This window comes from Paenibacillus sp. VT-400 (assembly GCF_001029205.1).
Lineage (GTDB): Bacteria > Bacillota > Bacilli > Paenibacillales > Paenibacillaceae > Paenibacillus > Paenibacillus amylolyticus.
Genome location: NZ_LELF01000069.1, coordinates 26171 through 41273, shown reverse-complemented (window position 1 = coordinate 41273; position 15103 = coordinate 26171). Strand labels below are relative to the sequence as shown.

12 protein-coding genes are annotated in these 15103 nt (G+C 48.6%); all 12 read left to right on the top strand.

The window, feature by feature from the left end; all coding sequences use genetic code 11:
* Positions 1-30 precede the first annotated feature (30 nt).
* The 12 genes from mfd (at position 31) to spoIIE (ending at position 15071) form a co-directional block, all read left to right on the top strand.
* Positions 31-3558, top strand: coding sequence for a transcription-repair coupling factor (gene mfd, locus EL84_RS30200; RefSeq protein ID WP_047844516.1), 3528 nt, complete (start codon positions 31-33; stop codon positions 3556-3558).
* The gene (locus EL84_RS30195; protein ID WP_036668467.1) at positions 3542-4702 is read left to right on the top strand and encodes a peptidylprolyl isomerase; all 1161 of its coding nucleotides are present in this window, start codon (positions 3542-3544) and stop codon (positions 4700-4702) included. Before mfd ends, EL84_RS30195 begins: the two co-directional genes overlap by 17 nt.
* A gap of 331 nt (positions 4703-5033) precedes the next feature.
* Positions 5034-5576, top strand: coding sequence for a stage V sporulation protein T (gene spoVT, locus EL84_RS30185; RefSeq protein ID WP_036606123.1), 543 nt, complete (start codon positions 5034-5036; stop codon positions 5574-5576).
* 166 nt (positions 5577-5742) lie between these two features.
* Entirely contained in the window at positions 5743-7491 is a 1749-nt protein-coding gene (locus EL84_RS30180; protein ID WP_047844514.1) for a polysaccharide biosynthesis protein, read from the top strand.
* A 148-nt stretch (positions 7492-7639) separates the two neighbouring features.
* Positions 7640-9133: a nucleoside triphosphate pyrophosphohydrolase gene (gene mazG, locus EL84_RS30175; protein ID WP_047844513.1), complete on the top strand. Its 1494-nt coding sequence runs from the start codon at positions 7640-7642 to the stop codon at positions 9131-9133.
* A 309-nt stretch (positions 9134-9442) separates the two neighbouring features.
* On the top strand, positions 9443-9715 hold the full coding sequence (locus tag EL84_RS30170; RefSeq protein ID WP_017691362.1) for an HU family DNA-binding protein: 273 nt from the start codon (positions 9443-9445) through the stop codon (positions 9713-9715).
* Positions 9715-9993, top strand: coding sequence for an RNA-binding S4 domain-containing protein (locus EL84_RS30165; protein ID WP_036606120.1), 279 nt, complete (start codon positions 9715-9717; stop codon positions 9991-9993). The genes EL84_RS30170 and EL84_RS30165 overlap by 1 nt, the downstream gene beginning before the upstream one ends.
* 171 nt (positions 9994-10164) lie before the next feature.
* Positions 10165-10449, top strand: coding sequence for a sporulation protein YabP (yabP, locus tag EL84_RS30160; protein ID WP_036606119.1), 285 nt, complete (start codon positions 10165-10167; stop codon positions 10447-10449).
* The gene (yabQ, locus tag EL84_RS30155) at positions 10446-11015 is read left to right on the top strand and encodes a spore cortex biosynthesis protein YabQ (protein WP_017691359.1); all 570 of its coding nucleotides are present in this window, start codon (positions 10446-10448) and stop codon (positions 11013-11015) included. Before yabP ends, yabQ begins: the two co-directional genes overlap by 4 nt.
* An 11-nt stretch (positions 11016-11026) precedes the next feature.
* Entirely contained in the window at positions 11027-11362 is a 336-nt protein-coding gene (locus tag EL84_RS30150; RefSeq protein WP_017691358.1) for an FtsB family cell division protein, read from the top strand.
* 198 nt (positions 11363-11560) lie between these two features.
* Complete coding sequence (locus EL84_RS30145; protein ID WP_017691357.1) at positions 11561-12091, top strand: S1 domain-containing RNA-binding protein; 531 nt, start codon at positions 11561-11563, stop codon at positions 12089-12091.
* A 472-nt stretch (positions 12092-12563) separates the two neighbouring features.
* The gene (spoIIE, locus tag EL84_RS30140) at positions 12564-15071 is read left to right on the top strand and encodes a stage II sporulation protein E (RefSeq protein ID WP_179088724.1); all 2508 of its coding nucleotides are present in this window, start codon (positions 12564-12566) and stop codon (positions 15069-15071) included.
* Positions 15072-15103: the final 32 nt, after the last annotated feature.

The window sequence follows — 15103 nt, the reverse complement described above, 5'->3', positions numbered from 1 at the left end:
ATCAAGTAAGTTATAAGAGAGGTGCCCCTTTTGTTACAAGCACTTATACAGGCTTTTTCCAAAGATCCGGACTTCGGATCCATTACAGCCGGAATCAAGTCCGGCATGAAGGAACAATTGGTTTCGGGTTTATCCGGCTCGGCGCGTCAGATTATGCTGGCTGCCTTGCATCAAGAAATGAACCGACCATTGCTCGTAGTAACACATAATATGTTTTCAGCTCAAAAAATTGCAGAAGATTTACAGGAAGCGCTTTCACCTGATCAGGTGTTGATCTATCCTGCCAACGAACTTGTCGCTGCGGAAGCTGCTGTTTCCAGCCCGGAAACATTGGGTCAGCGTATTGATGTGTTGGTCCGTTGCGCCCAGGGATTCAGGGGCGTTGTTGTTATTCCTTTTTCCGGGGTAAGACGTTATGTTCCGCTTCCGGAAGTGATGGCCAATGCTCGAATTTTGATCAAACAGGGTAACACACTTCAACTGGACTCCTTCCTGCTGGAGATGGTAAAGCTCGGATACGAGCGTGTGGAACGCGTGGAATCTCGTGGTGAGATGAGTGTACGCGGAGGTATCATCGACTTCTATCCGGTTACTTCATCGATCGCATATCGGGTGGAGTTATTTGATGATGAGATCGACTCCATTCGGACATTTGATCCAGCGGATCAGCGTTCGATTGAACGGATTGAAGAAATTACGGTTTTACCATGCAAGGAGTTAATTGCAGATCGTGAACGTATGGAGAAGGCTGCCGATGCGGCTGCTCTTTTGCTGGAGCAACAGCTGGAGAAAATGACGGACAGGCAGGCGAAGCTGCGTCTTCGTGAGGAAATTCACCGGGAGATCGAGCTTTTGCGGGAACACGTGTATTTCTCCGAAATGTATAAATATATTTCTCCGCTCTATCCGGAGAACAAAACGATCTACGACTATATGCCAGAAGATACCCTGCTGGTTCTTGATGAGCCTGCCAGACTATCGGAGACATCGAAACAGCTGGACCGTGATGAATCAGAGTGGAACCTGCATTTGATGCAAAACGGAAAAACACTTCCGGATCTTCCATTATCCGCAGACGGTGATGAACTCTTGTATGAGCGTCCATTCCAGACGCTGTTTATGTCGATCTTTTTGCGCCAAGTTCCACACACTCAACCACAAAACATTCTGAACTTCATCAGTCGTGGCATGCAGGATTTCCATGGACAGATGAACGTACTGAAGGCAGAGATGGAGCGTTGGCAGAAGGCCGGAGTCAAAGTGCTCATGCTGGCGAACGGTGAGGAGCGACTCGAGCGGATGCGCCGGGTACTGATGGACTATGATATTCCAGAGCCAGAGATGATGATCGGTAATTTGCAAACGGGATTTGAAATGCCGTCCATTCATTTGGCTGTTGTGACCGAGGGCGAGATGTTCTCGCAAAAACAGCGTAAAGTACGCAAACCGATTCGGAATGTAGATAATGCTGAACGGATCAAATCCTATAGCGAGCTAAAAGTGGGCGATTATGTCGTTCATCAGAACCACGGGATTGGTAAGTACCTGGGGATCGGCACCCTCGAGGTTGGCGGTATTCATAAGGACTACATGCATATTCTCTACGCGGGTGGAGACAAACTGTCTGTACCTATTGAGCAGATCGATCTGATTCAGAAATATGTTGGTTCCGAAGAGAAAGAACCGAAAATATACAAGCTGGGCGGCAATGAGTGGACACGGGTTAAAAATAAAGTCCGCACATCTGTACAGGATATTGCTGATGATCTGATTAAGCTGTATGCAGAGCGTCAGACCTCCAAAGGGTTTGGATTCGACAAGGATTCTGCGGAGCAGCAGGAATTTGAGGACATGTTCCCTTACGATGAGACACGTGATCAGGTGCGTGCGATCGAAGAAATCAAAAAGGACATGGAACAAAACCGTCCAATGGATCGTTTATTGTGTGGGGATGTTGGTTACGGCAAAACCGAGGTGGCTATTCGGGCTGCATTTAAAGCAGCTATTGAAGGCAAACAGGTGGCTGTACTCGTGCCAACAACCATTTTGGCCCAGCAGCATTTTGAGACATTCCGTGAGCGCTTCTCCGGTTATCCGTTTAACATTCATGTGCTTAGCCGGTTCCGCTCCCGTAAAGAGCAGAATGAAACAGCCAAAGGCATCAAGGCAGGTACAGTGGATATTGTCATCGGGACGCATCGATTGCTGTCGCAGGATCTGGTGTTCAAGGACCTGGGACTGCTCATTGTTGATGAAGAACAGCGCTTCGGTGTAACCCATAAGGAAAAACTGAAGAAGCTGAAAACCAATGTGGACGTGCTGACACTGACGGCAACGCCGATTCCGCGTACGCTTCATATGTCCATGCTGGGTGTGCGTGATCTGTCCGTTATCGAGACTCCACCAGAGAATCGTTTCCCGGTGCAGACCTATGTGGTTGAACACAGCCAGGCGCTTGTTCGTGAAGCCATTGAGCGTGAGCTTGCCCGTGGTGGGCAAGTGTATTACCTCTACAACCGTGTTCAGGGAATCCAGGAGATGGCAGCCGAAATTTCTGAACTTGTGCCTGAAGCCAAAGTTGGTGTAGGACATGGTCAGATGTCGGAAACAGAGCTGGAGAAAACGATTCTGGACTTCCTGGATGGTGAATATGACGTGCTTGTGAGCACAAGTATCATCGAGACCGGGGTAGATATTCCGAACGTAAATACACTGATCGTACATGATGCGGATAAAATGGGGCTTTCCCAGCTGTATCAGCTGCGTGGACGTGTAGGTCGTTCCAACCGTATTGCGTATGCCTATTTTACGTACCAACGGGATAAAGTGCTTACTGAAGTTGCTGAGAAACGTCTGCAATCAATCAAAGAATTTACCGAACTGGGTTCAGGATTCAAAATCGCCATGCGTGACTTGTCGATTCGTGGTGCGGGAAATCTGCTAGGAGCGGAGCAGCATGGTTTCATCGCTTCCGTCGGGTTTGATCTGTATTCCCAGATGCTTGCGGAGGAGATCAACAAACGCAAAGTTACGATGCTTGGCGAGGAGCCGGTACCTTCAGATCAGTGGAATACAACGCTGGATCTCAGTATCGATGCCTACTTGCCGTCCGATTATATCTATGACAGTATTCAGAAGATTGAGATCTACAAAAAAGTGGCGGTCATTGCATCTTTCGACGATGCGATGGAATTGGAAGACGAATTGGTTGACCGATTCGGTGATCTTCCGGAAGCCGTCATTAACTTGCTGGCTGTTGCGCGGATGAAAGTATACGGCAAAATCTACGGTATTGAGTCCATTTCCCAACGTGGTGAGGACATTACCGTGAAGTTCTATGAAGGGCGTGAACATGCCTTTGAACTCTCGAAAATCGCGCAGATTGGAAATCAGTTCGAAAGACGTGTACAATTTGAACAAGGACCCCATATGCTGATTCACGCAAAAGGCAAGGGGCTTGGGGATAAGCAACTGATGGAACTGGTAGAGAAAATTCTGGAGTCCATGAAAACTGCTTTTAAATCAAAGGGGGAACTAAAGGATGTTACCAAAGTATAAAAAAGTAGGAAAAGTACTGTCTGTGAGCATGGTTGCAGTACTATCCTTATCACTGCTTGCTGCATGTGGCAAGAAGGAAGAAGCAAAAACACCTGAATCGACGGATACAAGTGCTGTAGTCGCTACGTATGATGGTGGTACTATTACAGCCAATGAATTCGACATGGAGCAACGTGTCATGAAATTCCTCTATCCGGAGTATGCACAAATGATGGATATGGACGATTTCAAAGAGTATCTGGTAAAACAGGAAGTTGCTTATGAATATCTGAGTGGCAAAGCAAGTGAAGAAGCCAAAACAGCAGGTACAAAAGCGGCAACTGAGCAATTTGATAAAATGAAAGCTTCTGTTCAGGCAGATCAATGGACAGAAATGCTCAAAGCTCAGAAACTGACTGACGACAACATTAAAGACTACATGACTCGGATCATGACAGTAATCAAAGATAAAGAAACAGGCGTTACGGATGATGCAATCAAGGCTGAGTTTGAGAAAAACAAAGATCAGTTCACAACGGCTTCCGTTCGTCACGTGCTGATTAACTTCACAGATCCAAAAACGCAAAAAGAGCGTAAAAAAGAAGATGCACTTAAAATTGCAAAAGAAGTAAAAACCAAGTTGGATGGCGGAGCTGATTTTGCTGAAATTGCAAAAAAATATTCCGAAGATCCAGGTTCTGCTGAAAAGGGTGGACTGTATGAAAATACACCTGTAGGTAGCTGGGTAGAGGCATTTAAGGAAGCTGCAAAAACATTGCCACTGAACAAAATCAGTGATCCAGTAGAGACAGAGTACGGTTACCACGTCATGAAAGTGGAAGCTCGTACAGAAGCTGACTTTGCCAAATTGACGGCTGAACAAAAAGAAAGTCTGAAGAGCCAATTGGCTGCAGCCGAAATTGATACGTTCATGCAAAATGAATTGGACAAAATCGTAAAAGAAGTTAAACTGCCAAAAACAGAAAAAGCTGAAGAAGGTAAGACTGAAGGCACAACTGAAGGCACTACGGGTACAGGAACTGAAGGAGAAAAAACAACCGAACCAAAAACGGATGACTCCACAGGTACGGATACCAAGACTGACCAAGGTACGACTGGAACAGACAAAGATGCAACTACAGATGAAGGTACAAGCAGCAAGTAAGCTGGTAAAATTGCTGTGTTAGCATACGTTCAGGGGTTAAATTCGCCCGAATGAATGCCTTGTACTTCGTAAATATGGACAACCATACAGAGAAGCAAGGGGAGGACTTAGGACCTCCTTCTTGCTTCTTCTTTTATATATTCAAGTCATATGGGTACATGGTCGCCTTCTTCGAAAGTTACACAACTATATTCTCCGAAGCATGTATAAGGAAATGGGAACAGATGAATACTATGGTCAAGATATCACACTAAACGTTCTGGGACTTTCCTCTACCCATTAAGGAACAGTAGTTGAAAAATCTTCTCGAGAAAGTGGGGCAACATGTGAAATGAAAGCTACTGGTATTGTCCGCCGTATAGATGACCTTGGTCGTGTGGTCATTCCAAAAGAAATCCGCCGTACGTTACGTATTCGTGAAGGTGATCCACTGGAAATTTTCGTGGATCGTGATGGAGAAGTTATCCTTAAAAAATATTCGCCAATTGGCGAACTTGGTGATTTTGCCAAAGAATATGCAGAATCCCTGTATGAGAGTACAGGACATGTAACGATGATTTCTGACCGGGATACCATTATCACGGTGGCAGGCGGCTCCAAGAAAGAATATTTGGACAAGCAGGTGGGTCAACTGTTGGAAGGTTGTATGGAAAACAGGAAGACCATTCTGGAAACAAACAATGGTTCTTATGAACTTAGCAAAGATCATGACGAGACGTTATCCTCTTTTGTTATTGCGCCGATTATTTCAGGTGGTGACCCCATCGGAACGGTTATCCTGTTCAATAAGGACGAATCAGTTAAGATGTCTCAGATGGAAGTGAAGATGTCTGAGACGGCTGCTGGTTTCCTTGGCAAGCAAATGGAACAATAGACCGCAGATCAACTCCTGGTGCCCTGTCTTGGGCATACGGGAGTTTTTGCGTTTTAAGGGACAACGAAGTTAATCCGGATGATTGTGATGGGGGAGGGTTAGTCTGTGTGCCTTCAGGCAGTTATAATAGCAAGGTATGCTTAAAAGGATTACGCGGGAGGGACATATGAAACAGCCGTCTACAGGCTCAAGGCTGCTACAGGGTGCATTTATACTTGGGCTTGCTGCCATTATCTCTAAAATCATTGGTGCTTTTCAGAAGATTCCGCTGCAGAATCTGGGGGGAGACGGTGTATTTGGCATCTACAATACGGTGTATCCGTTATATATGCTCATTATCACGCTTGCTACTGCAGGGCTGCCGCTGGCCGTATCCAAATTCGTAGCAGAACAGAACGCACTCGGAAGACCAGACGAGAGCAGAAGAATTATTCGACTATCTTCCCTACTGCTCGGGGGAATTGGAATTATAATGGCGCTCTTGATGTATGCAGGTGCGCCACTGATCGCTGACATGATTGGCAACCGCCATGTGGTTCCATCGATTCGTGCAGCTTCATGGGCGTTATTGTTCGTACCGGTGATGACAGGGCTGCGGGGATATTTTCAGGGATTACAGCAGATGGTTCCAACAGCGGTATCACAAGTGGTGGAGCAGACGATACGTGTCACCGTCATGATTGTTCTGCTTCTGTGGTTGATGAGACGGGACGCTTCGCTTGAGACTATTGCTGCTGGTGCCATGATAGGCTCCGTTGCTGGTGGAATGGTTGGGCTGTTAACCATGTTAGGATACATGGTCCGTCACCGGCGAAAAGGCAGGGAAGTGGTCAACGGGCAATTGAATTCGGAATGGAGCAGTAACAGTGGAGAGGTTGGATCAGATCGTCATGAGCGTCAGGAGAATACACCGGTTACGCCGCTGAAGAAAACGGTGAGTGCTATTAACCCGGCTCTGGCAGAAAGATCACGATCCAATGGGGAGTGGATCAAGACGCTACTCATGTACGCCATTCCCGTCTGTCTCGGGTCGCTGGCTGTGCCACTGATGAATCTGGTGGATACCTTCACTGTACCCCGATTGCTGCGGGGAGAAGGACTGGACGAGCTTCAGTCGATGGTTTCCTTCGGCATCTACAACCGTGGATTGCCGCTGGTTCAATTGGTGACGATGCTGGCTACGTCACTATCTGTGCTCTTTATTCCGGCGATGGCGGAAGCCCGGTTAAAGGGCGGGCCAGAAGCCGTCCGGCAGCAAGCAGGCCTCGCGCTGCGCTGGTTCTGGTTGATCGGCCTGGCGGCATCCGCGGGTCTCGCGGTGCTGGCGGAGCCGATTAACCGCATGCTGTACGGAGATGCCGCAGGCACCGAAGCACTGCGGTACATGGCGCTGACGGCTGCGGGCAGCACCGTCAGCATTATTGCGGCGGCGCTGCTGCAAGGCCTCGGCGCCGTGCGCGCACCCGCGTTCAGCATGCTGGCCGCCGCAGGCGTCAAGGCGCTGCTGAACGTCATGCTTGTGCCGGCGCTGGGCATCAGCGGCGCGGCCCTGGCAGGCGCAGTCGCCTACATGCTGGCGGCTGGCCTGAATGTGGCGCTGCTGGCGCGACTTGTCGCCCTGCGCCCTGCCCCTGGCGCCGTCCTGGCGAAGCCGGCGCTGGTAATCGCCGCCATGAGTCTGGCGGCGGTAGGCACTGCCTGGGCCGCCGAAGCGATGCTCGGCGGCATGGGTATCGCGGCCGACCGCCGGCTGGCCGCGATGGGCGTGAGCCTGCTGGGCATTGCCGCAGGCTCGGCCGTGTTCTTGCTGGCGGCGGCCCGGACAGGGCTACTGACCGCCGCGGAGCTGGCGGCTGTGCCCAAGTTGGGGCCTCGCCTTGCCAAGCTGCTGCGCAGACTGCGTGTGCTGCGCTAGCTCCATGCTCACGGTGCTTCTACCCCAGCACCACCAATATGCAATTATAGGATATCGAATGATTCTGGTATAATACGTGTAATTAGTCCTGTTCAGGCATGATGAATCATTGAGCCTGGATAGGATAGTCCGGATGGAGGTTTACGTAATGAGTGCAGCTTTAACCGTAGTGGGTCTTGGATCTGGAGATGCAGACCAACTGACCGTAGGTATTATCAAAAAAATGAAACATGCAGCTACGCTGTATGTACGTACCCTGGATCATCCCGTATTGAATGATCTGAAGCAAGAGGGGCTGGAGATGACATCATTTGATGCCATCTATGAGGCGAAGTCCTCCTTCCCCGAAGTATATGATGAGATCGCGAACCAACTGATGGAAGCCGCTCGCAAGGGGGAGGCTGGAACTGAGATTGTGTATGCCGTACCTGGTCATCCGATGGTGGCAGAAGCAAGTGTACGCCTGCTCAAAGAACGTTGTCCGCAGATGGGCATTTCACTGCGTGTCATGGGCGGAGAGAGCTTCCTGGACGAAGCCTTTATCCGACTTGGATTCGACCCGATTGAAGGGTTTCAACTTCTGGATGCCAGCAGCCTGAACACGGAATTGGTACAACCACAGCTACATACGTTGATCGGACAAGTCTACGATGTGTTCACTGCTTCGGATGTGAAGCTATGCCTGATGGAGGTTTACCCGGATGATTATCCGGTATTTGTGGGTCATGCGTTGGGTGTGCAGGGTCAGGAGGTCATTCACAAAATTCCGCTACACGAACTGGACCGAATCGAAGGATATGGCAATCTGTCACTGATCTATGTACCGAAGAACACTGATGATGCCCTGCGTCGCCGTTCCTTTGCGCGTTTGCATGAGATCGTCAATATTCTTCGCAGTCCGGGTGGCTGTCCATGGGATCAGGAGCAGACACATCAGTCCATTCGCAAAAACCTGATTGAAGAGACCTATGAGGTCATTGAGACGATCGATGAGGATGACCCCGACCATATGAAAGAAGAGCTGGGTGATCTGCTGCTGCAGATTTTATTGCATTCCCAGATGGAAGAAGAAGTGGGCACATTTAATGTGTATGATGTCATCGAAGGTTTGAATGATAAGCTGATCTTCCGCCATCCACATGTGTTTGGCGATAATCAGGCAGAAGATGCGAATGAAGCTCTTCAGAACTGGGAACAGATGAAGGCAGAGGAGAAGAAGCGCAAAGGCCAGGATCAGCAGAAGGTTTCCGTGCTGGATGGTATACCGCGTGACTTGCCTGCATTGATGAAGGGATACAAGTTACAGAAGAAAGCAGCCAAAGTAGGCTTTGACTGGGATGATGTTGAAGGCGTGTTTGCCAAGATCGAGGAAGAACTGGCGGAGTTGAAAGAAGCGGTGCAACAAGGCCAGTCTGCGGAAGAACGGAAGCTCGAACTGGGTGATTTATTATTCGCAGCCGCGAACGTTGCAAGATTCATCGATACGGACCCGGAAGAGGCACTTGCTGCGACCAACCGCAAGTTCATCGGGCGGTTCCAGTACATCGAAGAGCGTCTTCGCGAACAGGGAAGAACACCAGCAGAAAGCAATGTAGAAGAGATGGAGCAATTCTGGCAGGATGCGAAGAAGGCAGGATTATAACAGGTTCAATTTTCTGGGAAAAGCCAGATAACCTTATTCCATTCATGCTATGCAGTGTGTTATGATAATACGAACATGTGTTCATCTGTGTAAACTGGGGTTGGTGTTTAGCGACGGATGGTTTCGGGTACTGGTCTTAGACTGTTGCCTGCGGACCATCGACAAAAAGCTAAAAAAAGTCGCGGACCAAGGCAGGATTTCAGATGCCAAGCCAGAATACATGTGTAGTAACCTAACGCGAATCAGTGGCAATCGATGTATTGTCAGGAATCGCAGATACTTTTTTTTCAATTTGGGAGGCTTTTAAAAATGAACAAAACAGATCTGATTAACAACATTTCAACCAAAAGTGGTTTGACTAAAAAAGACGTTGAGTCCGTATTGAACGGCTTTTTGGGAGAAATTACAGATGCACTTGCCAGCGGAGACAAAGTACAATTGATCGGCTTTGGCACTTTTGAGACCCGCAAACGTTCCGGTCGTACCGGACGTAACCCACAAACAGGGAATGAAATCGTGATTCCTGAGTCCACTGTTCCTGCATTCAAAGCAGGCAACAAACTTAAAGAAGCCGTAAAATAATGCGTCTTGATAAATTCCTGAAGGTCTCCCGGCTAATCAAACGCCGCACTGTGGCCAAGGACGTCTCTGAACAGGGACGTGTTCTGGTGAACGGACGTGAAGCTAAGCCCAGCGCCGCTGTCAAAGTGGGCGATGAGCTGACGGTTCAGTTCGGTCAGAAACTGGTCACTGTGAAGGTGGAACGAATTGCCGAGAGTACCAAGAAGGATGAGGCGAGCAGCCTCTACACCTTGGTGAAGGAAGAGCCGATCGCCAAGGATAACGGAATGAACTGGTAACAGTACATCTGGTATAAATATTCATTCAATGCAAGTTGAATCGAAACGTCCTCCTGTAACAGGGAAGGGCGTTTTTGTTTTTACTGGATGCCGGGTTATTTGTTCAACAACGCTGGTTCTATTCCAACCTCCATGCCCATAAGCTAGGTGTAAGAAGGAGGGGTACATGCCATGGTTGAGCACGGTAAGGCCAAACAGCATCATCTGAGCATGCAGAATCGGAAACTGCTGGATCTGACGGGTGTCTCCAACGTGGAGAGCTTCGACAGTGAGGAATTTTTGCTGCAGACTGAACTTGGGCATCTGACCATCCGGGGGCACAATTTACATATCAAAAACCTGAGCCTGGAGGAAGGTCTGTTATCCATTGAAGGCACAGTCAGTTCGCTCCAATATCTGGACCCCGGTTCCCAGTCCAAAAATGGTAAAGGCCTGTTTGGCAAGATGTTCCGATGAGTCCGGATACTCAATGGATCACATTGATGTGGATGCTTACCTCGGGGGTCGTGATGGGAATGGCCTACGACAGTTACCGGGTACTGTCCGGACAGCTGCGGTTTCCGAGATGGAGTATACACACGCTCGATCTGTTGTACTGGGTTGCTTCCGCGCTGTTCGTTTTTCGGATGCTATACGCCGGAAACCACGGACAGTTGCGGTTTTATGTCTTTTTGGGGCTGATTATAGGGGTTTGCTTCTATTTTTGGCTTTTAAGTGTTACAACCCAGCGTTTTGTGGTAATGTTAATTAAACTCGCAAGAACGCTGATTCATTGGTGTGGACATATCCTTAACATCCTGATCGTTATGCCGGCTAAAGGAATTTATAAGTTAATTCGCGTATTATTCGGTTTTGTAATTGCGATACTATTATTCCTGGGCAGGCTGGTGCTGCAGTGTTTGGTACCTTTCGGCAAGTTGTTCCGCTGGATGTTTAGGCCGCTCCTGAAACATTGGGTAACGCCACGCTTCATGATCCGTGTGGGTACAAGAATTGCAGCGATGTGGAAACGCTGGTTTTAAGGAGGTCCGTAATGGGTAAAACACCTGTGGGCAGATCAAAGGCTCCAACTAACCAAGGAAAATCTGCCGGTGCAAAAAGGCGCCTCATGCTTTGGATGACGTTTATGATTGTATTTGTAATATGGGCAGGATATACATTCCTTGTGCAGACTGCACAAATTTCGGACAAGAGTTCTCATCTGGCCACGCAGCAAGCTTCAAAGGAAGATACGTTGAAGAAGCTGGAACAGTTGAAGTACGAAGTCAGCCGGTTGAATGACCCTGAATACATAGGACAGCTGGCACGGAAAAAAGGATATTATCTTCCTGAGGAAACGCCGATCCAGGTTGAAGAGTCAGGGAACTGATGGAATTCGGTCTATTACCGAGCTAGGTTTGTTATCCGTGTGTCTGAAGCCGTTAAACCGGAAAAAATAGGCTCTCTGATGGGGTAGTGTTCAGTTGACCTTGGTTTATGGCATAAGGTATAATTACATTAGCGCAGCATTGATTTTGGCATTCAAAAAATCGGGTTGTATATTTTTAAGGGAGGATCATTTTATTCTATGGCAATTGAAGTGGGCACCAAGTTAGAGGGCAAGGTGACAGGAATCACGCATTTTGGAGCATTTGTGGATCTGTCAGGAGGTGTCACGGGTCTCGTTCACATCTCGGAAATCGCCGACAATTATGTCAAAGATGTCAACGACCACCTGAAGCTGAATGACCTCGTTACAGTGAAGGTTATCAACGTTGACAAGGATGGCAAGATCGGACTTTCCATTAAGCAAGCTGTTGACAAACCGGTTGAGCAACAAACCCAATCTAGACCCCCGAGAGCTCCTAGACCGGAACGCAGTGGAGGAGATCGCGAACGATTCAGCGGCGGAGGCCCAAGTGGTGGCCAAGGTCGTGGTGGTGGCGGCGGTGGATTTAACCGTGGTGACCGCGGAGGCCGTTCTTTCAAGCCCGCAGCAGGCAAACCTTCATTTGAGGATAAAATGTCACGCTTCCTGAAAGATAGTGAAGAGCGGATCTCTTCGCTTAAGAAGAACACAGAAGGCAAACGCGGAGGCCGTGGAGCCAAGCGTGTGTAATCTGTCACAACCTGATCTAAACATATAAGTAAAACCGTTAGCCCATGGGCTAACGGTTTTTTTGCGTTTCTTTCACAGATAAGTAGTTGAATAGCTTTTTTTGTAAGGTGAAGCTCCATATCCCCAGTTTTTCTGCACGGCAAAATGAAACCATAAGAACATTTGTCGTCTACCATTTTTTACCGACAGGTTTCCGTGGCATTCCACAGTTATCCTGCTCAAATGGTGGCGAGACCAAACCATCTCCGGTTCAAAATCAGACATTCCGATTGTCGGAATCAAGTAGGAGAATGAATGAAACCACAATAAGGCCGGGGTTTCGCTCCACCGCGCCAGGCTTGTTTCTTTTGTCGTAAACTTTTTGGACCCTGCCCACCTATTCTGACAAACTACGTCTTCTAATCTATCTATAATCAGAACCATCGAGAACGAAACACGAAAATTCAAATTAATCGAATGGGGTGCCTTGAGGATGATGGAAAAGTGGAATGTCATTCAATTTCCGGGAATGAAAGCAGGTAAAGGAGGTACGGAAGCTCGGGAGGAGCTGTCGGTACGTCTGAAACAATGGCTTGGCTCCCGCAAGGCTGTCCAGATGGTTGCTTCCCGCAAATGGGTACTGTTGCTTACGTTTATGGGGTTCCTGCTCGGAAAGGCAATGATCCTGAATGAGTTATCTCCCTTTGCCATTGCTTACTTCGCTGTAATTGCTTTCATGCGCAGGGATTACATCATTCCGGTAGGCGCTGCACTTCTCGCAGGCAGTCTCTTTGCACCGTTTCCAGTACCACTCATTGTTGCATCGGAGATCGCCATCTTTTATCTGCTCTTCCGGGGTCTGGAGTCATATGATCGTGCTGAATTATCTTATGCACCAACGATGGTGTTTACGACTACATTTATGGTCAAGTTATTCGCGGTTGTGATCGGACCATCCTTCAGCTGGTACGCGATGCTGATGCTCACGATGGATTCGGTATTAAGTTTCGTGCTCACCCTTGTTTTTATACAAGCCATACCGATCTTCACCTACCGCAAAAAAAAGTTCAGCCTAAAGAACGAGGAGATCCTCTGCCTGATCATATTGCTCGCTTCCGTTATGACGGGAGCCGTAGGGTGGACCATTCAGTCTTTATCCGTCGAGCATATGCTCTCCCGTTATCTCATATTAATCTTTGCGCTGGTGGGCGGAGCCCCCCTTGGAGCCTCAGTTGGGGTCATTACCGGCTTGATTCTGAGTCTGGCTGACATGTCAGCGGTGTATCAGATGAGCCTGCTTGCTTTTGCCGGGATGCTGGCGGGTATGCTTCGAGAAGGCAAACGTGCGGCGGTTGCACTGGGCATGCTACTGGGTTCGTCCATTTTATCCATATATCTGGGCGGACCGGGCGATGTGATGAACTCATTATGGGAGACGTGTGCAGCTATCGTACTATTCATGTTAACACCTAAAAGCCTGATGACGGCGATATCCAAATATGTACCGGGTACGCAGGATCATACCAAATCGCAGCATGAGTATGCCAAACGGATACGGGATATCACTGCAGAACGGGTAACCCGGTTCTCACAGGTATTCCGTCAATTGTCACGTAGCTTTGATCAGATGTCCGGTGCAGGGGAGCAGGTACAGAAAGAAGGTGGAATGGACCATTTCATGAATGCGGTTGCCGAGGGCACATGTGCAAGCTGCTTCAAGCGTACACAATGCTGGGATGCGAAGTTTATTCAAACCTACAAATATATGACGGACGTGATGAGTACGATTGAAGGAAACCCGGAGATCTCAGGCAAGCAGATTCCAGTGGACTGGAACAGGGTATGTGCGAAACCGGAAGAGGTTCTTGAAGTCATGCGTGCCCAGTATGGACTGCATCAACATAACATGCAGTGGAAGCGTCAAATTATCGATAGCCGGCAGCTGGTTGCAGAGCAATTGTCCGGTGTATCTCAGGTCATGGAGGACCTGGCCAAAGAAATTCAGCGGGAAAGTGATGAGATGGTACAGCAGGAGGAGCAGATTCGGGACGCACTGGAGTCACTGGGCTTGTCCATTCACTCCATTGAGATCATCAATCTGGAAGCGGGCAATGTAGAGATTGAGATTGTACATGCATATACACGTGGATTCGATGAGTGCCGGAAAATGATTGCTCCGCTGATCTCGGATGTACTGGACGAGCATATTGCCGTCTTGCATGAGACCATGACCGATCCTCGTCAGGGACTGGCAACCGTCACGTTTGGTTCGGCCAAAACCTTCGAGGTTACCACGGGTGTTGCTGCCGCCGCAAAAGGGGGAGATGTGATGTCAGGCGACAGCTTCAGTACGGTTGAGTTAGGCAACGGTACATTCGCGGTGGCGCTCAGTGATGGAATGGGCAATGGAGAACGGGCACGCATGGAGAGCAGCGCGGCGCTGAACATACTGGAACAGTTGCTACAGTCCGGCATGGACGAGAAACTGGCGATCAAATCCGTGAACTCCGTTCTGATGTTGCGCTCCCCTGAAGAGATGTATGCCACAGTGGATATGGCGCTAATTGATGAATATACGGCAGAGACCACGTTTATGAAAATCGGATCGACGCCAAGTTTTATCAAACGAGGCCAGGAGGTTATTCAGGTTTCGGCCAGCAATTTGCCAATCGGTATTATTAAGGATATTGAAGTGGATCTGGTGACGGTACAGCTTCAGCCGGGGGATATCCTCATTATGATGACGGATGGCATCTATGATGCACCGGGGTATGCGGTGAACAAAGAGTTATGGATGAAACGGCTCATTCAAGAGATTGATACAGATGATCCACAAGATTTGGCCGATTGCCTGCTTGAAAGTGTCATAAGATATCAGCAGCATGAGATTTTGGATGATATGACCGTCGTTGTTGGAAAAGTAGAGCATTTCCGCCCTGAATGGGCCACACTGCGTGTGCCTGGCATCAACCGGATGGAGCGTCCACGGACCGTCAGTTAATTGCATATTCTTCTGTTTGAAGTCTCTTCATT

What these genes read in the sequence shown, in the direction of transcription:
- yabQ (WP_017691359.1), top strand. Translation starts at nt 10,446, where the DNA reads ATGAGTCCGGATACTCAATGGATCACATTGATGTGGATGCTTACCTCG.
- EL84_RS30180 (WP_047844514.1), top strand. Translation starts at nt 5,743, where the DNA reads ATGAAACAGCCGTCTACAGGCTCAAGGCTGCTACAGGGTGCATTTATA.
- spoVT (WP_036606123.1), top strand. Translation starts at nt 5,034, where the DNA reads ATGAAAGCTACTGGTATTGTCCGCCGTATAGATGACCTTGGTCGTGTG.
- EL84_RS30145 (WP_017691357.1), top strand. Translation starts at nt 11,561, where the DNA reads ATGGCAATTGAAGTGGGCACCAAGTTAGAGGGCAAGGTGACAGGAATC.
- yabP (WP_036606119.1), top strand. Translation starts at nt 10,165, where the DNA reads ATGGTTGAGCACGGTAAGGCCAAACAGCATCATCTGAGCATGCAGAAT.
- mazG (WP_047844513.1), top strand. Translation starts at nt 7,640, where the DNA reads ATGAGTGCAGCTTTAACCGTAGTGGGTCTTGGATCTGGAGATGCAGAC.
- EL84_RS30165 (WP_036606120.1), top strand. Translation starts at nt 9,715, where the DNA reads ATGCGTCTTGATAAATTCCTGAAGGTCTCCCGGCTAATCAAACGCCGC.
- EL84_RS30170 (WP_017691362.1), top strand. Translation starts at nt 9,443, where the DNA reads ATGAACAAAACAGATCTGATTAACAACATTTCAACCAAAAGTGGTTTG.
- spoIIE (WP_179088724.1), top strand. Translation starts at nt 12,564, where the DNA reads ATGATGGAAAAGTGGAATGTCATTCAATTTCCGGGAATGAAAGCAGGT.
- EL84_RS30195 (WP_036668467.1), top strand. Translation starts at nt 3,542, where the DNA reads ATGTTACCAAAGTATAAAAAAGTAGGAAAAGTACTGTCTGTGAGCATG.
- EL84_RS30150 (WP_017691358.1), top strand. Translation starts at nt 11,027, where the DNA reads ATGGGTAAAACACCTGTGGGCAGATCAAAGGCTCCAACTAACCAAGGA.